This is a genomic window from Bartonella sp. ML70XJBT (assembly GCF_028618425.1).
Taxonomy (GTDB): Bacteria; Pseudomonadota; Alphaproteobacteria; order Rhizobiales; family Rhizobiaceae; genus Bartonella.
Window position 1 is genome coordinate 1 of record NZ_JAQISX010000008.1, and the last position, 22,418, is coordinate 22,418.

15 protein-coding genes and 3 pseudogenes are annotated in these 22,418 nt (G+C 35.6%); 12 read left to right on the forward strand and 6 right to left on the reverse strand.

What is annotated here, in order from left to right:
• Positions 1 to 91 precede the first annotated feature (91 nt).
• The 5 genes and pseudogenes from PVV65_RS04580 (at position 92) to PVV65_RS04600 (ending at position 5,471) form a co-directional block, all read left to right on the forward strand.
• Positions 92 to 517 (forward strand): hypothetical protein, encoded by a 426-nt coding sequence (locus PVV65_RS04580; protein ID WP_273789364.1) that lies wholly within the window; start codon positions 92 to 94, stop codon positions 515 to 517.
• 64 nt (positions 518 to 581) lie between these two features.
• The gene (locus PVV65_RS04585) at positions 582 to 1,316 is read left to right on the forward strand and encodes an ABC-2 family transporter protein (protein ID WP_273789365.1); all 735 of its coding nucleotides are present in this window, start codon (positions 582 to 584) and stop codon (positions 1,314 to 1,316) included.
• A pseudogene (locus tag PVV65_RS04590) lies at positions 1,300 to 2,088 on the forward strand (ABC-2 family transporter protein). Before PVV65_RS04585 ends, PVV65_RS04590 begins: the two are co-directional and overlap by 17 nt.
• A 2,103-nt stretch (positions 2,089 to 4,191) precedes the next feature.
• Positions 4,192 to 4,554, forward strand: coding sequence for a hypothetical protein (locus tag PVV65_RS04595; protein WP_273789366.1), 363 nt, complete (start codon positions 4,192 to 4,194; stop codon positions 4,552 to 4,554).
• A 551-nt stretch (positions 4,555 to 5,105) separates the two neighbouring features.
• Positions 5,106 to 5,471 carry a response regulator gene (locus PVV65_RS04600; RefSeq protein ID WP_273755524.1) on the forward strand — a complete coding sequence of 122 codons (366 nt, stop codon included), beginning with the start codon at positions 5,106 to 5,108 and terminating at the stop codon, positions 5,469 to 5,471.
• A 326-nt stretch (positions 5,472 to 5,797) separates the two neighbouring features.
• Here PVV65_RS04600 and rpsI read toward each other — a convergent pair whose 3' ends face one another.
• Together rpsI and rplM are read right to left on the reverse strand one after the other, a co-directional pair.
• On the reverse strand, positions 5,798 to 6,283 hold the full coding sequence (gene rpsI, locus PVV65_RS04605; RefSeq protein ID WP_273789367.1) for a 30S ribosomal protein S9: 486 nt from the start codon (positions 6,281 to 6,283) through the stop codon (positions 5,798 to 5,800).
• Between the two features lie 2 nt (positions 6,284 to 6,285).
• A complete protein-coding gene (gene rplM, locus PVV65_RS04610) occupies positions 6,286 to 6,750 on the reverse strand; it encodes a 50S ribosomal protein L13 (RefSeq protein ID WP_273789368.1) in 465 nt (154 codons plus the stop codon).
• 297 nt (positions 6,751 to 7,047) lie between these two features.
• Between rplM and recJ the strand changes: the two genes are divergently transcribed.
• Positions 7,048 to 8,832, forward strand: a complete 1,785-nt coding sequence (gene recJ, locus PVV65_RS04615) for a single-stranded-DNA-specific exonuclease RecJ (protein WP_273789369.1) — start codon at positions 7,048 to 7,050, stop codon at positions 8,830 to 8,832.
• A gap of 18 nt (positions 8,833 to 8,850) precedes the next feature.
• On the opposite strand, the gene parE is transcribed toward recJ, so the two are convergent.
• The 4 genes from parE to PVV65_RS04635 form a co-directional block, all read right to left on the reverse strand.
• Positions 8,851 to 10,917 (reverse strand): DNA topoisomerase IV subunit B, encoded by a 2,067-nt coding sequence (parE, locus tag PVV65_RS04620; RefSeq protein WP_273789370.1) that lies wholly within the window; start codon positions 10,915 to 10,917, stop codon positions 8,851 to 8,853.
• An 82-nt stretch (positions 10,918 to 10,999) separates the two neighbouring features.
• On the reverse strand, positions 11,000 to 11,737 hold the full coding sequence (gene lipB / locus PVV65_RS04625) for a lipoyl(octanoyl) transferase LipB (RefSeq protein WP_273789371.1): 738 nt from the start codon (positions 11,735 to 11,737) through the stop codon (positions 11,000 to 11,002).
• Between the two features lie 121 nt (positions 11,738 to 11,858).
• Positions 11,859 to 12,713 (reverse strand): YgcG family protein, encoded by an 855-nt coding sequence (locus tag PVV65_RS04630; protein WP_273755530.1) that lies wholly within the window; start codon positions 12,711 to 12,713, stop codon positions 11,859 to 11,861.
• Positions 12,713 to 13,339, reverse strand: a complete 627-nt coding sequence (locus PVV65_RS04635; protein WP_273789372.1) for a LemA family protein — start codon at positions 13,337 to 13,339, stop codon at positions 12,713 to 12,715. Before PVV65_RS04635 ends, PVV65_RS04630 begins: the two co-directional genes overlap by 1 nt.
• A gap of 443 nt (positions 13,340 to 13,782) precedes the next feature.
• Here PVV65_RS04635 and PVV65_RS10010 point away from each other — a divergent pair.
• The 6 genes and pseudogenes from PVV65_RS10010 to PVV65_RS04660 all read left to right on the forward strand — a co-directional run.
• Positions 13,783 to 13,916, forward strand: a pseudogene (locus PVV65_RS10010) (class I SAM-dependent methyltransferase); the annotation flags it as partial.
• Between the two features lie 184 nt (positions 13,917 to 14,100).
• Positions 14,101 to 15,639, forward strand: a complete 1,539-nt coding sequence (gene hutH, locus PVV65_RS04640) for a histidine ammonia-lyase (RefSeq protein ID WP_273789373.1) — start codon at positions 14,101 to 14,103, stop codon at positions 15,637 to 15,639.
• A gap of 222 nt (positions 15,640 to 15,861) precedes the next feature.
• Entirely contained in the window at positions 15,862 to 16,221 is a 360-nt protein-coding gene (locus PVV65_RS04645; protein ID WP_273755533.1) for a hypothetical protein, read from the forward strand.
• A gap of 438 nt (positions 16,222 to 16,659) precedes the next feature.
• Positions 16,660 to 18,036, forward strand: coding sequence for an amino acid permease (locus PVV65_RS04650; protein ID WP_273755534.1), 1,377 nt, complete (start codon positions 16,660 to 16,662; stop codon positions 18,034 to 18,036).
• Between the two features lie 947 nt (positions 18,037 to 18,983).
• Positions 18,984 to 21,998 (forward strand): annotated as a pseudogene (locus PVV65_RS10015) (hemagglutinin repeat-containing protein); the annotation flags it as partial.
• The gene (locus PVV65_RS04660) at positions 21,995 to 22,411 is read left to right on the forward strand and encodes a hypothetical protein (RefSeq protein WP_273789374.1); all 417 of its coding nucleotides are present in this window, start codon (positions 21,995 to 21,997) and stop codon (positions 22,409 to 22,411) included. The pseudogene PVV65_RS10015 and the gene PVV65_RS04660, both read left to right, overlap by 4 nt.
• The last annotated feature ends 7 nt before the right edge of the window (positions 22,412 to 22,418 follow it).

The following is a 22,418-nucleotide window of genomic DNA, read 5'->3' on the forward strand; positions in this document are numbered from 1 at the left end:
GAGGCTCTAAATGATCTTTGAAAGGTCTTTGAAGACCCTTTGAAAACACCTTAAAAACCCTTTAAAAGAAAATAAATTGGTACAAAACCTGGTGTCAAAATATACAAAACCCGCTGACAAGCTACAAGGATATATCATCACCAGTCATGATATGGGAGATATTGATGGCTATGTTGATGATATTATTCTTTTGCATAAAGGAAAGAAGCAGTTTCATGGCACTATGGATAGGTTTAAAGAGATGATCCCTTCTTGTGTGAGAATAACTGTTTTTTGTGAACATTTGCCAACACCCTCAACCCTTATAAAAAACATTGATGAACTCGCCATAAAATTGTCTGCTCCTTTACAAGAGAAACACTTTAACAATGAAAAATGTACACTCGATATTTCACTGTTGCGTGAAGATGTTCCACGTTTCATAAGAGAAATCGCAACAGAACTTAACTGTCCGTTTTCTGTATCCACTCCCTCACTTGAAGAGATACTCCGTGTTAAATTTAAAGAATTTATCTAACCATTGCTTTGCTCTGTTTCTCTTCGCCAAAAACGGACTGCTCACCATCCTCAGTGACAGAGCCATGTTTTTTACTGATTTTGTCATGGGGACGCTCTCGCCTTTCATGATTCAACTTCTGTTGTGGAATGCGCTTTTTTCTGATATGGGCGACAACATAAACGGTTTTGGTTTTCATGATATGATGTATTATTATGCCTTTGCCTTAGTTTTCTCACGCTTAAATAATGGTTACGGCATCATTCAATCTTTCTCTAAGCATGTGAAAGAAGGGCAATTAGAAGTCTATCTCACCAAACCATTCAGTTACATGACACAAATGTTGTTACCCTTTTTGGGTGAAAGTGTGCTCTATGCCATTCCCTTAATCGCTCTTTTTACTGTAAAGCTTATTTTATCATACGAAAATATTTTAGGATTGATCATAGCTTTTTTATTATTTTTTCTTATTTTTGTTCTCTCGCAATTGTTGTGTTTTTTCCTCTCCTTTGCCATTGCCTTATTGAGTTTCTGGGTGATTGAATACAATATCTTGCTCTCTTTTAGTATTCTCAGTTCAGCACTTCTTGGCGGTACTCTTTTACCTCCCTCTTTTTGGCCAACATGGCTTATTCCATTGATGCAGTTTAATCCTTATCGTTTCATCATATCAGCCCCTGCCGAATTCCTCTCCACAAAAAACTTAGCGGTGTTTCAACAATTGATGTTGGGGAGTATTTTTTATATTTTGTGTCTTTTATTTTTTATTCATCTTGTCTGGAAAAAAGGAATGAAAGCGTATCATGGAGCGGGGGGATGAGATGAAAATAATTCTTTATTTTATCGGTATGAATATGCGCTGACAACTTGTTTATGGTAAAAACTTCTTTGGAGAATTTATTCTTTCTCTGTGCTATTATTTTATTCAATTCACCTTTATTGACAGAATTTCTTGCTTTTCAGGAAATATTGGGAGCTATAGCAGAGATGAAATTCATTTTATCTTTGTTGTCTTCATTTTACTTGGAATATTTTTAAATATTTTTACCAGTTCTATTGAAACATTTTTTGAAAAAGTAGCAGAAGGTAAAATTGAGGGCTATTTGACAAAGCCTGTTTCAATTTGGCTGTTAATCTTGCTTGGCTGGTGCAGACCTCTTTATCTGATTAAATTTTTGCTTGTTGGTGTGAGTGCTTATTCATTTGTCTCTCTACCAGATATGTCGGAAATAAAGCTGAAATGGTTTTCCTTTATCATTGCAATTGGTTGTGCCTTTATCGTAAACATGTGTTTTTTCATGATGTTTAACTTTATAACATTCATGACCAACCGTAAGATGCCTGTCGCTTATTTTCATGCCATGCTTTACCAACTTTCCTTTATCCCCATAGCAATCTATCCCTTAAATCTTGTGAAATGGCTGCTGTTTTTGCTGCCTTTAGCTTTTTCTGCTTCCCTCCCTGTATCATTCCTGCTTGGTAAAAATGAATGGAATATCGGATATCTTCTGTTGAGCACTTTTCTTTCTATTGCCATGACTTTTATGGTCTATAAGAAAACAATGCGTAAATTTAATGGATTAGGGGGATAATGTAAAAGTCTGCCTGATGTATAAAAATAAAAAAATTGAGTGAATAATTTTATTGTGCTGTAGAATATTGTTATTTACGCCGACGCTAAAGGCATATAAAATTTATACAGCGGTGTTTTTTGTTAAATATATTGATGAGTAATATTGGCATGTTCTCACAGCTGTTAGTAAGGGAGAACAGAAACCAGAGATAATGGCTTGATTTCAGATCAGTTTTATTTGAGTTAGATGGCAGTTTGATGCCAAAAACGAATGGTAAGACGATGAATAGTAACAAGATTGATTCAATAACGTCATAAAAATGTATTTCTAGTGTTTTTTGTAAACCAAGAAAAGGATAAAAAATTATTGAGGTGAGTCATCATTTCATGATTTTGGTAAGAAAACTTTGTATTTTATATTATAATAATATTTTATTTTTCTAAAAAATATAATAATTATTTGAGATTTAATATTGTGATAAAATGTTAAATATATAAAGAGATTAGAAATGGGAAGTTTGAACCTATCATATGATTCTGGTGTTTCATGTAGTGGGACGAAAAAATAGCAGAGCAAATAGGGGCAGCAATAGTGGTGCCTATTGGAGCGGTAGAGGCCAGAGCTCTTGGAGGAATCATAGGAGCAGCTGCGTTAGCTGTAACAGGTGATGCCTCAGCTGCAGCAGTGTAGCACTAGGTACAGTGGATGGTAGTATAAACGGTGCTTTAGTCGGTGGGACTTTGGATCTGTGTATCACTCTTATCAATGTTGGTAATTTATAGAATATCTGCAATATATCTCTAAAACATAATAATTTTGTAGATATGTTAATAAAAAAACATATTTACAAATATTATTAGGATGTTTGTCAATTATAATTTTCTATGTTTTAATTCAGAAAATTTAATTATTACTTATATCTTAGTAAGTTTAATATTATTATATTACTTCATATAAATATATAACTTATGTTTAAATATAATTATTATTTAATTTAGTTTTTAATTTATATGGTTGATATTATTAATATAGACGTATTTTGTTACAGTTATTATAAAAGCATTTCATTCAATCATTATCGTTATTTTGTAGTATATTAATTTATTTATTATTATTAATATATAGATTACAGTAATAAATAATAAAATTATGTTTTTAATTTTTTGCTAAAGAAATAAATAGAAAAATAAATCTAGACAGTTTCTTTTTTAATAAACAAAAATAATGCTTGAATGTTATGTTGTAAAATAAATTATCATATAATTTTGATGGTTAGTATTAAAATGGTGTGATTTGAGATATAAATCTTGAAAAGATTGAGAATTTTTCGCGTATCATTTACATTTTTTTACTAAAATTTTAAAAAATTATATAAGAAAAAAATAAATACCGTAGCAGTATGAGTATTTATAAAGAGTCTTCTATTTTTCAGTATTATGACTACTTATTTCTTTTAATAACGTATGATTTATTCTAAATTTTTCTTTTAAATTATATAGGTAAGATTTTTTGATTTATTATTATATAGCTATATTGATGTATAATAAAAGCGTTTTAGACAACATAAGAACACAAAAACAAATTTTGATTGGGCATATAAACTACAGATTGTTTACAAATAAAAAAAATCTATGTATATCAAAGTTACTTAAGTTTTTCCAATCAAAGAGCTAAGCTTGTGTGTGCGCTAAGTTTTACGCGGTTCGCTATTTATTTTCAATCTATAATAAGAAAAATTATTGTATTAGAATATTTCAATAATATACTTTTTATAAAAAATTTATTGTTCTACATTAAAAACATTATGTGTAACTAAAAATAACAATATAATATTTTAATTATATATTTTAAAAATAAAATTATAACAAAACAATAAATTAGTTATATCACTACAAAAACACAAAGTAAATAATTGACAACGTAAATTAAATATGCATTGTATTAATAATAAATATCATATAATATAAAAGGATAATTAAAATAAATTTATTAATTAAAATTTTGTGTTATATTATTATTCTAAGAATATAAATAGAAATTATCGATAGATGATGCGATATTTTTGTTTAGAGGATACAGTAAATATAAATTATTTTATTCAATATTATATAGGTGGTTGTAATGAAAATATTTAAGCATTGTATAGTGTATGTTGTTGCAATGGCTATTTTCTTTTCACAGGTTTTGGGTGCTAATGCCGATTCTTTAAATGATCGATTTCAAAATACTGGTTTCATTTCTGTAATGACACAAGAAAATGGGGTTACTAAAGCTGTTAATATGATTATGAGCCAATTTGGAGGACAAGGTGCTGAGGAAAATGTCCAAAAGGTTGTAGCTTTAATGGGACTAGAGACCGCGTTTTTTGGTTTAATCGCATATCTTGTATATTTCTTTACGAGAAAGCCACCGAGTCCTAACAGAGCGACAGGTGGAAGAACGTTTGATGCTGTTGCTCATAGTGCATGGGCTCTTAATCCTTGATGAACTTTAAATTATTTTGTTATTAAATGTTTATATTAAATAAACCGTGATATTTAATCACGGTTTATTTGTTTTTTACTTTTAATGATATTGATAAATTTATCCTTTTATATCATTAAGATATTGTTTGTACGATAGCAGTGTAGAGGGGATTAAATTTAAATAATCAGCTGCTTTTAAAAGCTAATTAATTTTTTCTCTTCAAAATATGCATTTGAACTAAGTTTGTAGTTAATATCTTTTCTATGATGAAAATATATATCTTTTTACAAAAGTAACAGGGTTATCATCTGCTTTAATTGAGATATCCATAAACTTTATATATCTACTAAAAAATATAGAGTAATACAATCATGGTTATTGTGAATTTTCATTCTGATGAACTGAAAAATTATAGTGATGCGTCTTACAAATATTCGTAAAAATTCTTTTATTGGAGGCTTTTTGTCTCTTTGTAGTTTACAATTTTTTTTATCATTTTATCTTAAACAAAGAGAATGTGGATTCATTTCTATTTCTTTATTTTATCTGAGAAGGGCGGAGTTATACGAATGTCAAAGAAAGTCATGATCGTGGAAGATAATGAACTTAATATGAAGTTATTTCGTGATCTTGTAGAAGCGAGTGGCTATGAAACGGTTGAAACACGTAATGGTCTTATGGCATTAGATTTGGCGCGTTCATCGATGCCGTCTCTTATCCTTGTGGATATTCAGTTACCAGAGGTCTCTGGAATAGATGTTATTAAACAATTAAAAGGAGATGAGGAACTGAGATCAATCCCTGTTGTTGCTGTAACAGCTTTTGCTATGAAGGGAGACGAGGAACGAATTCGTGCCAGTGGATGTGAAGAATATATGTCAAAGCCTATTTCTGTCCCCCATTTTATCACAATGGTAAAGCATTTTGTGGACTAAAGTTTTGTTAAGTGATGATAAAAAAAGACATTGGAAATGTGTATGAGATTGCTAAAGTTATCATGCAAGTATTTTTGTACTTTAGCAGGTGGATATATTAAAGTTATCAAAACAGACTTGAAAAATTGAAAGGAAATTTTGATTTTTTTAGTTTATGTCTCTTAGTTTTTCTCTTAAGAGAAGTGGTCGTTTTTCGCTCTTGTTTTCTTCTAAGTGGTATAGATTTATTCCTACATTCATCTAAAAATCTGTTTTAACAGAGCGAAAAAAGCCCCGATAAAAACGGGGCTCTATATATTATACGAAATATTAGACAAATATTGGAATTAACGTTTCGAAAACTGGAAAGAACGACGCGCTTTTGCTTTACCGTATTTTTTACGTTCAACAACACGGCTATCGCGGGTAAGGAACCCCCCTTTTTTCAAAATTGGACGAAGTTCTGGTTCGTAATAAGTTAAAGCTTTTGAAATACCATGGCGTACTGCACCAGCTTGTCCAGAAAGACCACCACCTGCAACGGTTGCAATAATATCAAATTGGGTATCTCTATTTGTTGCAACAATTGGTTGACGAAGAATCATTCTCAAAACAGGACGAGCAAAATATTTGTCAAATTCTTTGTTGTTAATGGTAATTTTTCCAGAACCTGGTTTAATCCATACGCGAGCAACAGCATCTTTACGTTTTCCTGTTGCATAAGCACGCCCTTGTGAATCAAGCTTTTGTACGTGGATGGGAGCGACATTTTCATGAGCTTCTACAGTATTTGTTACGACACTGAGCTCAGCAAGAGAATTAATTTCAGCCATAATCAAGCAATCCTTTTGTTTTTGCGGTTTAAAGCACTAACGTCAAGAGACTCGGGCTGTTGTGCTTCATGTGGATGTTGATTTCCAGCATAGACACGGAGATTCTTCAATTGACGGCGCCCAAGGGGACCACGCGGAATCATACGTTCTACAGCTTTTTCAATAACGCGTTCGGGAAAACGTCCTTCAAGAAGCTGACGTGCTGTACGTTCTTTGATTCCACCAATATAGCCAGTATGCCAATAATATTTTTTATCTGTATATTTTTTACCGGTAAGAGCTATTTTATCGGCATTGATGACGATGACGTTGTCTCCATCATCAACATGTGGCGTAAATGTAGCTTTATGTTTGCCACGTAAGCGGTTCGCAACAAATGTGGCAAGACGACCTAAAACAAGGTTTTCTGCGTCAATAATAACCCATTTTTTCACCACTTCAGTTGGCTTTTGTGAAAAAGTTGCCATAGAAGTATCCTTTAATTACAGCCCCTGTAGTATGAGGGCATTTTCATTGTTTGCGTTGAAAATTGTTAGCACAGCGAAGTATTTAACGCATATTATCTGCTCTGATATAATGTCTTTTGATTTACGTCAAGAGAAAATAAAAACTTTATAAAACAGTGCGTTATAAGTGAGGTATTTTAATACCTTATATTAGGGAAGTACTTATGTGCACTTTATTGCGGATGAATGTGGTAAAAGACTGTTTTATCTTGAACGCGTGATTGTATTTTATTCGCCTTCATTATAACATAAGCAGTAATGCAGCGCTCTCGTTATTTTCTCAATGTTGAATCTTCTGCTTGTGGTCAGGCTTGGTTAGATGCCCTTGATATTCAAGGGATCAATAATGCGCGTGCTATTTCTCAAAAATTTGGTTTTCCAGATCAATTGTCCCGTGTTCTCTCGGCAAGAGATGTGGATGAAACTGAAGCTGTTGCTTTTATTAATCCAACATTGCGTACGCTCATGCCTGATCCAGAAAGTTTTGTTGATATGCAATGCGCAGCAGAGCGTATTATTAAGGCTCTTCTTAATCAAGAACAGGTTGCTGTTTTTGGTGATTATGATGTTGATGGCGCTTGCGCATCAGCACTCATAGCACGTTTTTTTCGCTATTTTGGGATTGAAGTCAAAATTTATATTCCTGATCGTATTATTGAAGGCTATGGGCCAAATGAACAAGCAATGAGGATGCTTGTGCAAGAAGGTGCCCGTTTAATTATTACTGTTGATTGTGGAGCGAACAGTTCAGAATCCGTCAAAGCAGCAAGGCTTGCAGGTGCTGATGTTATCATTTTAGATCATCATCAAATGTCAGAGGTTCATCAAGAAGCCGTTGCTCTTGTCAATCCTAATCGCCCTGATGATTTTTCTGGACAAGGGCATTTATGTGCGGCAGGTGTTGTCTTTGTTACGTTAGCTTGGGTTCATCGTTTACTGCGGAAAAAACAATTCGAAGGGCCGTTGCCTGATCTTCTCAGTATGCTTGATCTTGTTGCTTTGGCAACCATATGTGATGTTGTTCCATTACAGAGGGTTAACCGCGCTTTTGTGATGAAAGGACTTCAAGTTGCTCGTTCTATGCATAATCCTGGGATAGCAGCTTTAACAAAGGTTGCACGGATAGGTGAGCCGCTTAATAGTTTTCATTTAGGTTTTTTGTTAGGCCCTAGAATTAATGCAGGAGGACGTATTGGCGACCAAGCTTTAGGGGCACGTTTACTCAGTTGTGAGGATAAAGATGAGGCGGACAGAATAGCAGAACAATTAAATCAACTTAATCAAGAACGCCAAGAAATGGAGAACATTCAATTAGCACAGGCGGAATCTTATATTGCTTCTATTTATCAAGATCAAGAAACACCATTATCACTTGTCATTTCCCATAAAGAATGGCATCCGGGGATTATCGGTATTCTTGCTTCCCGTCTCAAAGAGCGTTTTTTTTGTCCTGTTTTTGCTATTGCATTGAAAGAAGATGGAAATGGCGTAGGATCGGGACGCTCAATTAGTGGCATAGATTTAGGGGAACTTGTTCGTGAGGCTGTTACACTCAATTTATTAGAAAAAGGAGGGGGACATAGTATGGCAGCGGGCATTACAATTCAATCAACAAAAATTGAAAGCTTTCGAAAATGGCTAGAAGAAAAAGTTTCTGTCATGGTTTCACAATTACATGCAAAAAAGTCTCTTAGTATAGATGGTTCTCTTTCTGCTTCTGGTGTTAATCAAGCACTATTTGAGTTGCTTGAAAAGGCTGGGCCTTTTGGGACAGGGAATGCAACACCTGTTTTTGTTCTTCCCTCTCATCGATTAATGAACCTATCTGAAGTTGGTAAAGGACATCTTCGCCTCATTGTATCTAATGTGGAAGGTAAGAAACTGCAAGGAATAGCTTTTCGTGCTGTAGGGACAGCGCTTGGTGATTTTTTGTCGAAAAATATTGGTGAGATGATTCATTTAGCTGGTCATCTTAGTTTGAATTATTGGAATGGAACGATCAATCCACAACTGCGTGTGATTGATGCTGCTGCAGTAGTTTAAAAGAGATATTTTTTTACATTAGATATCTAAATTAGAAGCAAAAGTAGAGTTTTCTTGTATGAAACGAAATCGTGCTTCTGGTTTTGTTCCCATGAGATTATCTACGGTCTTTTTTGTTTCTTGTATTTCAACGGCATTAATAGAAACACGAAGCAATGTACGTTTTTGAGGATGCATCGTTGTTTCTTTAAGTTGTTCCGCACGCATCTCACCCAGCCCTTTAAAACGCCCGATTTCAATTTTAGCTTTTCCTGTAAATTCAGTCTTAAGTAGCTCATCCTTATGGATGTCATCACGTGCATAAGCAACTTTTCCTCCTTGCGATATTCTATAAAGGGGAGGGACGGCAAGATATAAATGTCCCTGATGAATAAGGTCAGGCATTTCTTGAAAAAAGAAGGTAATGAGCAGTGACGCAATATGAGCACCGTCAACATCTGCATCTGTCATAATGATAATACGTTCATATCTGAGATCTTTTTCACGATATTTAGAGCGTGTTCCACATCCAAGAGCTAGGATAAGATCACTAATTGTTTGGCTTGAATTCATTTTTTCATGGGCTGCACTGGCAACGTTGAGGATTTTACCACGAAGAGGTAAAATTGCTTGGTTTGCTCTATTTCTTGCTTGTTTAGCAGATCCCCCTGCAGAATCCCCCTCAACAATGAATAATTCAGCACCCGTAGCATGGTTTTGGCTACAATCTGCAAGCTTACCAGGAAGACGTAATTTACGGACAGCTGTTTTTCGACTTATTTCTCTATCTTGACGTCGTTTAACACGTTCTTCAGCACGTTCAATAACCCAATCAAGAAGTTTCGTTGCTTCTTGGGGGGAGTTTGCTAACCAATGATCAAAAGGATCGCGGATTGCATTTTCAACGATACGTTGCGCTTCGATTGTTGCTAATCGATCTTTTGTTTGTCCAACGAACTCAGGATTTTTGATGAAAAGTGAAAGTATTGCCACTGTTGAAATCATAATATCGTCTGATGTAATGATTGCTGCGCGCTTGTTTCCTATTAACTCAGCGTAAGATTTTAAGCCACGCAAAAGAGCTTGACGCAGTCCTGTTTCGTGTGTTCCACCTTCTCCGGTAGGAATAGTATTGCAATAAGATTGCACACAAGGATCTCCGCCATGCCAAGCGATGGCCCATTCAACACAACCATGACCATTATTTTGTTGTATTTTTCCAGAAAAAATTTCTGATGTGACGCGATATTCATCTTTTAATGACGCAAGTAAATAGTCTTTAAGCCCATTGGGAAAATGAAAAACAGCCTTTTCAGGAATATTTTTTATGCCTTCAAGTATGACGGGATCACAAGTCCAGCGAATTTTTACACCGCCAAAAAGATAGGCTTTAGAGCGTGCTATCTGGTAAATTTTTTCCGGATCAAAAGCTGCTTTTTCACCAAAAATTTCAAGATCAGGATGAAAACGAACACGTGTACCACGGCGATTATAAACATCTCCCAAATCTTCCAATCCAGATTGAGGAATACCGCGTGAGAAGCGTTGGCGGTAAAGTTTTCGTTCTCGTGCAACTTCAACTTCCATATCATCTGACAGAGCATTGACGACAGAAATTCCTACTCCATGAAGCCCGCCCGCGGTTTTATATGCTTTTCCATCAAATTTTCCTCCGGAGTGGAGTTGTGTCATAATAACTTCTAGAGTTGATTTGTCAGGCATTTGAGGATGATTTTCGACAGGAATACCGCGTCCGTTATCTGTAACGGTTATATAACCATTCCTATCTAATGAGACTTCAATAGAGTCTGCATAACCAGCAACAGCTTCATCCATCGCATTATCAATAATTTCGGCAAATAAATGGTGAAGTGCTTTACTGTCTGTTCCACCAATATACATTCCAGGACGTAAACGTACAGGTTCTAAACCCTCAAGCACTCGAATAGAGAGGGCATTATAGTCGTCCTCTTGCGTATTTTTTGCACTTTTTTTTGAAATCATTTCTTTTAATTTCATTGGAGATTGCAGAGTGCTTTCTTTTGTATTTACCCTAGGTTGGGCTTTATTAAAAACACTAAAAAGATCCTTGTTGTTATCGCTCATAGCGTTTAACTATTTACCTCATAAAATAAAATATTTACTAAAGTAAATTTTATGCCCGTTTTTTATTTAAAAATCAATGCAGTTAGGAAACATCAATTGTTGGACCAAAAATTTGTTCAAAAGCCTGTTTGAGAGCAATATCAATATCATGCATTGTTACAGGACACCCTAGATCAAGAAAGCTTGTTACACCGTGGTTTGTAATTCCACAAGGAACAATTCCTGAGTAATGAGCTAAATTAGGATTAACATTGATAGAAACACCATGAAAACTTATCCATTTGCGAACTCGAATGCCAATCGCCGCAATTTTATCTTCGGAAGAAAGATCATTTTGTTTTGATGGGCCATGAGACTGTTTAACCCAGACACCAACGCGATCTTCTCTGCGTTCGCCTTTAATATTAAAGCTTGCAAGCATCTGTATGATCCATTCTTCTAATGCACTAATGAAAGCACGAATGTCTTGTTTTCGGCGTTTAAGATCAAGCATAATATAAGCAATACGCTGCCCTGGACCGTGGTAAGTAAATTCACCTCCACGTCCTGCTTCATAAACAGGAAATAAATGAGGCGCTAAAAGATCCTTTTTATCTGCACTCGTACCTGCTGTATAAAGGGAAGGGTGTTCAAGAAGCCAAACCTGCTCATGGGCAGTTTTTGCAAGAATTTTTTCCACACGCTCCTGCATATAACGCAGCGCTTCAGGATATTCAACCAAATGATCACTTATTTTCCATTCAACGGGTGAACTTCCGAGAATTGCATTAAAATGATGCGATAAGTGACTACGATCTCTATGTTTCAATTCAAATGTCATTGGCAATATTTATCTTAATGTTTGAGTTTGTATTGTATTAGAAAAATAACAAAAACGTAAGATTAAGAGACATTTTATGAGAAATGCAATGAATTTTATTTTAAAAAGTGTTATGTTTCTTTTACCATCTTCCTGTTGCACCACCACCACCTGATGATCCACCACCGCCTCTGAATCCTCCTCTTCCTGATGAATGTCCACCAAATATTCCACCAGAGTCTCTACCCCTCGTATTTAAGTTTAAAAACCAAGGTGTGAAAACAATACCCATCCAAAGATACTTTTGTGGACCTACTTTCTGACCAAAAATCATGGCAAGAATGGGTAAACCCATTGCTATAAAAAGAATGAAAAACATGATTGTATTTATAATCATTTCTTCTTTTGCGGTTTGTTTACGTTGTTCTTCAACAGCTTTAGCTTTTTGTTTGATTCGATAAGAAAAATCAGCATCACTTTGTGTGATCACTTTGATAATTGCATGAACAGATTCAACAATTCCTTTTTGATAATTTCCTTCACGAAAATTAGGAATCATGAAGCTATTAATGATGACAGAGGAAATAGCATCTGTTAGTTCCCCCTCCAGACCATAGCCCACTTCAATACGTGCTTCACGTTCATTGGGTGCAATGACGATTAATACGCCGTTATTGATTTTTTTTTGGCCTAACTTCCATGTACGAAAAAGAGAATTGCTGTAAGTTTCTATATCATTGCCCGAAAGAGTAGGGAGCGTTACAAGAACAATTTGATCTCCTGTTTTCTCTTCGAGTGTAGCAAGTTTTTCCGTTAAATTTCTCTTTGTTGCATGGTCAAGTAAATGAGCTATATCGTTGATATAGCCGGTTAAGGGAGGAAACTTAGTATATGCGTAAGAGACATTCCCCCATGCAATGATTAAGTATAGAATGCTCAAAGGAATCCATAAACGTTGAAAAAAACGACGTTTTATAGTGTGTTGAAATGATTTCATTAATTAAAATTAACCTTTGGAGTTTTTTGGCTATCCGTATCGATGGTAAAAGTTGGCATCGGTTTAGCATCACGAAACCATAATTTTGCCCAAATCATTGTCGGCATTGTTTTGAGTGCTGTATTGTAGGCACGAACTGTTTCGATATAATCGCGGCGCGCAACGGAGATACGGTTTTCAGTTCCTTCTAGTTGTGATTGAAGAGCAAGAAAGTTCTGGTTTGCTTTAAGATCCGGATAGTTTTCAACAACTGCCATAAGCCGCGAAAGTGCACTTGATAAATTTGCTTGATTTTTGAGATATTGCTGCATAATTTCCGGATTATTCAACATATCTGCATTAATGTTGACTTGTGTTGCTTTGGCACGTGCTTCAATGACATTTGTGAAAACGCTTTGTTCATGGGCTGCGTAAGCTTTAACTGTTTCTACAAGATTGGGGATGAGATCTGTACGGCGTTGATATTGATTAAGCACTTCACTCCATGCTGCGTGTGCTTTTTCTTCATTTGTTGGTATCGTATTAAATCCGCAACCACTTAAAAATGGGATTAACCCTGCCAAAAAAATAACAATTGAAAATTGTTTTAATATTTTAAATATTGAAGAAGTTTGTACATTTAACATAAAGATGTCTCCATAGATATTTTAGTATCATATAGGGTTTATCTCACTTGTGGAAAGTATTTTTAAGTTTATAAATAGCTATTATTATTAATAGATCGACATCTCTGTGCGCTTTCAGCGTGCTTTAAGTGACTTTTTGATATAAAAACACTAATGAGAATATAGATGTTATCTTGTGAAAGATCAACACTATTCCTATCAATTATTCTTATAAAAGATTATAAAATTATATTATTTCCGTAGGATTTTTTCTGTTTCAGAACGTAGCAAATAACAATTGGGAAAAAGAAGAATATAGGTATTAAGTTTATAAAAAGAAGAGGAAGTTCCCATTTTTTCCTTCTTTAGAAGTCGTGCTTAACCTATTGGATAAAAAGGTTTTTAGATTATAGATATCAACAATTATGAAAAAGGGGAAAAATGCTACATTGAAAAACGTTTAACTGCAAAGTAAAAGATTTAATGGATTAGCTGATGATTATGATCGCTATCGTCCTCATTTCCCCTTACTTTATTGAAGTTCATGTTTTTTTTTCCTTTTAAGAATAAAAAGCATTTGTCCATCATGGATGTAGGCATTGATGAGAGAAAATTGTTAAGATGTTAAGGAATAGCACCAATATTATGCATTTTTATCCTAAGAAATGACTTTTAAAAAAGTATTTTCATTTAAAGAGTGATTATATTTTTTTATTTTATAGGTTTTATAGAAGGATCAATAATGTTAAGGGGTGTACTTTAATTAAAAAAGAAAGAAAATTATGACGATTATACTAAACCCAGGTGAGGTAACACTTAGCGAACTTGAAGCTATTTATTTTGATGGTGCAATCACTAAGCTTCATCATGATACGCATTTAGCTATCGAGAAAGGAGCGCAGCGCATTGCTGAAATTGTTGCAGGAAGTGAGCCTGTATATGGTATTAATACTGGTTTTGGGAAGTTGGCTTCCATTAAAATTGATGCAGATAAAGTCACTGTGTTGCAGAGAAATCTTATTTTGTCTCATTGTTGTGGGGTAGGAGATCCTCTTTCTGAAAATATCGTGCGTTTGATGATGAGCTTAAAGCTGATCTCTTTGGGAAGAGGGGCCTCAGGAGTTCGTTTAGAGTTAGTCAATTTGCTGGAAAATATGCTTGTAAAGGGTGTTATTCCTGTCATCCCAGAAAAAGGATCAGTTGGCGCTTCAGGTGATCTTGCGCCACTTGCTCATATGGCGGCTGTTATGATGGGAGAAGGAGAAGCGTTTTTTCAGAATGTTCGTATGAGTGGAGCGGTTGCGTTAGAAAAAGCAGGGTTGTCTCCTATTATTTTAGAGGCAAAGGAAGGTCTAGCTCTTATTAATGGGACTCAAACATCAACAGCACTTGCACTTGCCGGCCTTTTTCGAGCTTATCGGGCATTGTGTGGTGGATTGTTGGCTGGGGCTTTAACGACAGATGCTACCATGGGATCAACAGCACCATTTCATCCTGATATCCATATTTTACGAGGCCATTATGGGCAGATTGCCGTATCAAAAACATTAGAAAAGCTTGTAGAGGATTCAGAAATTCGTGCAGCACATTTACGGGGTGATGAGCGTGTACAAGATCCTTATTGTATACGTTGTCAGCCACAGGTTATGGGGGCATGTTTTGATATTTTGCAAGCAGCAGCAAAAACACTGATTATTGAAGCAAATGCTGTTACAGATAATCCGTTGATTTTAAGAAATGGTGAGGTTGTATCCGGTGGGAATTTTCATGCTGAGCCTGTAGCGTTTGCTGCTGATCAAATTGCTCTTGCTTTGTGTGAAATAGGATCTATTTCTCAACGGCGTATTGCTCTGATGGTTGATCCAGCAGTTTCTTATGGTCTGCCGGCTTTTTTAGCGCACAATGCTGGACTAAATTCAGGTTTTATGATCGCTGAAGTAACAGCAGCAGCTTTAATGTCTGAAAATAAGCAAATGGCTCATCCTGCTTGCGTTGATTCAACACCAACTTCAGCTAATCAAGAAGATCATGTTTCAATGGCTTGCCATGGTGCTCGTCGGTTATTGGTAATGAGCGAAAACCTTTTTACAATTATTGGCATTGAAACGCTTATTGCAGCACAAGGAATTGAATATCGTGCACCTTTAAAAACAAGTACTCTTTTACAGTCTGTTATGGGATTTTTACGCAAAAATATTGCTTCTCTTAAGGAAGATCGCTATCTGGCTCCAGATCTTCATCAAGCACATGTACTTGTACGTGAAGGGCGCTTATTATCTGTTTTACCAGAAACAATTTTTCCTTCCTTAAGTTTTCAATAATATTTGTTTTAAGGCGAATGAGGAAGGCTAGATATTGAATTTTGAAACTTCCTCATGTAAAAATATAGAAGATCAATACTATATTTAAATTATTTAATTAATTATGTATATATCTGCTACTTGTAACCAACTAGATATTTTATTTTATATTCTTCTTGTTTGTTAATACTTTATGAGTTTTATAGTTCATTTTTTGTATTTTAATTAAAAAAGGAGAAGTAAATGTTTAAAAATGCTAGATTATGTATTTTAACAACAATACTTTTTTGTTTTTCACAAACTCTTGAGGTTCATGCAAGTTTTAGGAGAGGTAGCTTTTCAGAGAAAACTTTTGTTATGATGGCTGCTCAAGAGAAAGAGCCTCTCGTTTCGGCAAAAAACAAAGGTTTTATTAATATCTCAGGGAAAACTCCTAGAGGAAAGGAGAGAGCTATTATTGGACAAACAGTCAAAGATGCTATTTTTACCGTATATTTTTTTATCGGAAAACTTGTTGTTAAAGTTGTTGGAGCCCTTAGAGGATGGGCTGTGGATGCACTTTCTCATACTTTTAAAAATTGGCGAGTTTCGCTTTATCACTGATTGAGTTCATTAATTGGTGCAAAAGGTTTGTTTTATGGACCAAAAGAAATTTTTCTAAAAGTAACAAAAAAATTAATTGTACGCATAGTTAATGCTCTTGTTATGAATTTTTAGACTTCTATTTCAGTGCACTGAAATAGAAGTCTAAAAGTTTACACTACATTAAAGCTAATTTTCTTTGTAAAAAACTCTAGAATACGAAATGAATTAAATGACAATTATAAAAAAATTCATTATCACTTTATTTAACGAAATTGCAGGCTATAAAAGCTGAATAATTCGCTATAAAAGTATTTTTTCATTGTTTAGAGCAAAGTGTTGAGCTGGCTGGTCTTCGATGTTTTTGAAATATATTTGTGAAAGAAACATGGAGCTTTATTTATCATAAAGCCGTTATTGTTGTGTATTTTATCAGCATTTCAATAAAAAAGGAAAGAAATGGCAATAAATGAACTGAAGAGGGGGATGAGTAAACGTCAAGTTATTTTTTTAGCTCTTGGCTCTGCTATTGGAACAGGTCTTTTTTATGGGTCAGCCCAAGCAATTAAGCTTGCGGGTCCCAGTGTTTTGATTGCCTATTGTATTGCTGGTTTAGCTATTTTTATGGTTATGCGGGCTTTAGGAGAGATGATCCTTTATAATCCATTGCCTGGTTCTTTTGCTCGTTATGCGGCAAATTACATATCGCCATTAGCAGGTTTTTTAACCGGATGGACATATGTGTTTGAGATGATTCTTGTGGGTTTGGCTGATATTACAGCTTTTGCGACTTATATGGGTTTCTGGTATCCTGATGTTGCTCCTTGGGTATGGGCACTGAGTATTACATTCATCATCACGGGTATTAATTTAGCTGCTGTAGAAGTCTATGGTGAACTAGAGTTTTGGCTGTCTTCTATTAAAGTTATTGCTATCATTGCGATGATTATTTTAGGAATAGCAATTATTTTTGGGGGATGGGGTGAAGGTACAGATTCTTCCACTGTTACTGTTCATAATTTATGGAAGAATGGAGGTATTTTTCCTAATGGTTGGTTTGGTTTTTTAGCTTGTTTTAGTGTTGTTGTTTTTGCTTTTGGTGGCATAGAAATCATTGGCATGGCAGTCATGGAAGTTCAAAACCCTCATCAAACGATTTCAAAGGCAATTAATTCCACTCCAGTTCGTATTTTACTTTTTTATGTTATGACGTTAGCTATTTTAATGTCTCTTTATCCTTGGAATGAGATTGGTCTTATGGATAGTCCTTTTGTGTCTATTTTTGAAAATCTTGGGATTTCATATGCAGCAAATATTTTAAATATTGTTGTTGTTACAGCGGCTATTTCGGCAATGAATAGCGGAATGTATGGTGCTTGTCGTATGGTCCATGGTTTATCGCAGGAAGGTTATGCTTTAAAGAAGTTCCAATATTTATCAAAAAATGGCATACCAGTTTTTGTTATTTTGATGGTCTTTGCTATTTTTCTTCTTGGTGCTGTTCTTAATTATTTTTATCATGAAAAGCTTTTTTTTCTTATTGCATCAATGGCAACATTTGCGACGGTTTTCGTTTGGATGATGATTCTACTTTCGCAAATTTTTATGCGAATTAAGATGCCTAAAGAAACACAGAAGGGGTTAAGCTTTCCCATTCCACTTTGGCCAATAGGATCAATTTTTTCTATTTTATTTATGGCTTTTATTTTTATTCTCTTATGGTACTTCGATGAGACGCGACCAGTTTTAATTGTCGGTATTAGTTGGATTGCTTGGCTTATTATTTGTTTTTATAGCCTTAAACTTTATAATTTTGAGCAGAAGAAACTGCAATAAAATAAAGATTAAACTAAAAAGAAATAGTTGATGTCTTTAGAAGAACGGGTATTTAATCGTTTCCCTCCAAAGGTTGGGACAATCTAGATTGAAAATAATCTGCTCGTTAGCATTTTTCTTTGGAATATTTTTTTAGCCATTACCTATGATAATAACTCCATCATATAAGTATCAGATATTTTTTGGTGGTAAGCTGCCCCGCAATATAAGTACTTCACGTTAAAATGATTTTATAATTAAAATGCCCAAAAATGTGAAGAGATTTTACTAGATACAAGGCTATAAGAAAATATTTTTTTCTAAACTGATTAAGTTAAGTGCTCTTTCATAAGAGACGTTATTGTAAGAATTGTTTCTATATTTTGATTTATGTTTTTTATCGATACTCAATTAAGCCAAATAAATTATTTTATAAGCTTTTTAAAAAATTGAGTTTTTAAGTTTTGTTATTAAAAAAATCGCTAACTTTTTAGAAGCGAAGGTGAAATTTTTATGCATTCCCTTGTAAAGAAGAGTACACATTCTAAAAGTATATTGCGATTATTATGGGGTAAAGAGGAGGAATTTTTAATTTTTATTATCATTTTTTCAAAAAGAATTGGCGCTGGTAGAAAATAGCAGATAATAGAGCCATTGGGGCATTGTGTTTGCAAAAGCTTTAATAAAGAAGCAGAAAGGCATCACAATAAAATCTTATGAAGAGTCAATCTAAAAAACATGAGCGTGTGACCATTTTTTATGATTCTATTATTGCTATCAAAAAAGCATGGAGCAAGATTATTTTTTTATAAGGTTATGTTTTATTGACTGTTTTTTGTGAATTTTTGTTATAATGTCAATAATATCGATACAAGGTCAATTTTTATCACAAGGGGAAGAGGATAAAATGCATTTTGTAAGTGTATTTAGATGCAAAATTACGTGACATTACCATCACAAGGGTGTAAGAGAAGTATGATCAGCAAGCACAATCCTCAAAAAGTGGTTTTTTGCATGAGGAATCTTCTAATACAGCTGAATCCCATACCACAACGGTTTCCTCCATTTTTTTTGCGACAGGCAATATTGATTTGCAAGCAAAAAAAAATGCCACAATTACGGTTTCTCATATGATTGCCAATGAAAATATCAATGTTACAGCAGAAAATGTAACGATTAATGGCATGACAGACCATCATAAGAGCCATTCAGAAAAGTCTGAAACGGGTTTTGGTGTGGGATCTGGCAAGGGCTTTGTGTCGATATATGAAAGTGAATCCAAGACAGAAAATGAGGAAAGCTTTGAACATCAAGGTTCTTCTCTCAATGGGAAAAATATTACCATCACCGCTATAAAAGAAGATGTGAACGTGGTGGGTTCTGACTTTAATGCAGAGGAAAATATTAATGTCTCGGCAGCTCATAATGTGAACGTTTCACCTGGTCACAATAGTCATAGCGCAAACTCAAAGGAAAAACGCACAGGCTTTGGCATTCAATTTGAAAAGAGCAACAGTGGTGGCTCTATTGGTGTTGGGGTTGAGAGCAATAAAGATAGGGGCGATCAATGGGAAAAGACTAATACAGCATCTAATTTCTATGCGGGCAATGATGCGAATTTTAATGCCGGCAATGATGCGAATTTTCAAGCGACAAATGTTTCGGCAAATCGTGATGTCAATATTGATGCAGGCAATAATATCACACTGTCGGAAAGCTATGATACCACTAATACACAAGAAAAGCATGAAAAGTTTTTTGCCGGTGTGACAGGTTCTGTCAATGTTGGCATTATTGGTACTGTAAAAGACGTAAAGGATGCGGCAAAACGTTTTGGTCATGGGGATACAAAACACAAAATCGGCAATGGTTTGATTGTTAGCTTGAAAGGCTATGATCTCTATAACAAAGGAACAGGTCTTTATAATGGGATGAAGGGGGGAGTAACCAAGGATACTCTTTTTAATGGTCTTGATGCTTCAGCTAGCATTACAGCAGGGTTTCAGTCTCATAAGGCAGAAGCCTCTTCTCAAGGCACCAATGCGACAACAACGACCATACAAGGGGGAATGCTGTCAACATGAACGCTCACAAAGGCAACATCCATGGTGTTGGTACTGATATTATTGCTGGCACAAACCCTCTGATCAATGATGAAGGGAGTGGGAACATTAACTTGAGTGCAGGACAAAATATCACCTTTGAAAGTGCACAAAATACGCAAAGCACGCACAATCATTCGCAAAGTGCTTCCCTGAATGTTGGCTATACCTATGGCACGAATGGTTCTGGATGGATGGGGAATGCTTCCTTTGGGAAAGGAAATGGCTCTAGTGAGGAAGTACACCACAAGAACAGCCATGTTGTGGGTACCGGAACAGTTCATACCAGCAGTGGAGGGGATACTACATTGAATGGTGCGGTATTTTCTGCAAACCGTGTAGAGATGGGTGTTGGTGGTGATCTCACCATTACCAGCCAGAGCGATACCGGAAAAAGCTCTAGCAAGCAAAATTCTGTTTCTGTTGGCTATAATGGTGGAAAACAGGATGGAGCAGCCTCAACCAATATATCTTTGAACAAGGATAAAACCTCTAGTGATTATCACAGTGTTGTGGAACAATCAGGCATTAAAGCGGGTGATGGCGGCTTTAAGATCAACGTTAAAGACAAAACAACCCTAACCGGAGGCATCATTGCCAGCACAGCCTCGGCGGACAAAAACATCCTGACCACATGAACCATCACGACGAGTGATATTGCCAACAGTGCCCATGCCACAGCCAGCAGCCAAGGTTTAAGCATTTCTGCGGGTGGTCCGATGGATCAAGGCAAATATGGCGTTGCAAAAAACATTGCCACAAATATCTTAGATCATGCAAAAGCCCATGATGAAAAGGAAGGCTATACCAAATCCGCCATCAGTGATGGCATCATTGTCTTAACCGATGAAGCAGGGCAGAAAGCATTGACGGGGCAAAATGGGGCACAAGCCATTGCTTCTCTTAACCGTGATACTGCGACAGCCCATAAGGGTGTACAACAAATAGATGTCACCAAGCTGGAACAAATCGTCCATGAAAACCGTGAAATGGCCACGCAATTGCTGGAGGAAGGGTTTAAATACAGCGATGAGTCCTATAAAACCATGTTTATTAAAGAACATCCTCTCGCTGTGGTTGACCGTGATAAAGACGGAAATATAATCTATCAAACAGATGCAAATGGGGTACCTATAAGAGACGCTCGTGGACAAAATATCTATCCCTAAGTTTCATTATTTAACGGAGGAAGAAAAGCAGCATTTGCAGGAAGGGGCTGATGGCAAGGTGCATGTGTCCCTCAATGGCATCTTTACTCCACCAGAGGAGGTTGCTGTTTATGCAGAGCAACATGCAAAGGATAAAAATGCACCGCTTTATTTTGTTGTGTTCCCAGAAGCCGATTCTGCCATTTCAGAACTTCTGGTAGCAGGTTATCAGAAGTTTATGGAAAATAACTTTTGGGGATTGACCAATTCCACACAAGAAGCAAAAGATCTGATGTATGGTTATGGACTTACAGGGTTAGAACTTTATGGCCATAGTCGTGGGACCATGACATTGGGGAATATGCTGAATTCTTTCAAACAAGAAGGTGTGCACGGGATAGCCAACAAAAACACGGATATCAATTTCTATGGACCAGCCTTTAATGTTTTAGTTGCATCCAGTCTGTTAGGTTATGTGAGTGATAGCAAACAAACCACTATTGGTTTTGATGGGAATAGATATGACTTTGTGGGTACAAAGATTGGCAAAAATCCTTATACCTTTGAGCAAATACCTCCTGGAAGTGGTCCTTGGAAAGAGAGAGGGCAAATATTTAAGGGCTACCCCAGTGTCCATGCTTGTTATGGTAATGCCGGTGATGCGTGTACATGGCGCTACGGTTCACCTAATCGTACGCCAATTTATTCAAAATATTCAGGGAGGAAAAAATGAAGAAAATCTTGAAATTATTAAGCGGTTTCATTTTGTTAAATATTGCTGGATGTAACATTGATAAGCCTGCTCCAGGGTACTTGAGTATGTGGGAAAAAAATAGTGTTACTGATTTTACTGAGGTAGGAAAAGCTTTGTTAGAATGTGGTATGCCAACCCCTTATGATATCGATCCAGAAAACCAACAGCAGAGCATTAATGCTAAAGCAACAACTTATGCTTGCATGCTACAATCAGGATTCCGCTATAAAGATGAAGAAGTAGCGAGAGCGGGAGGGCCATGTTATACTTTTAGAGCCGAAAACCTTCCGATTTGTCGTCCAGGTGCTGTCATACCACAGCGCAGTGTCAAGAGACGCTTAAACAGCCCGTTTTGTAAAAAGCATCCAGAACAACCTGAATGCAAACCTTAAGTCTTGC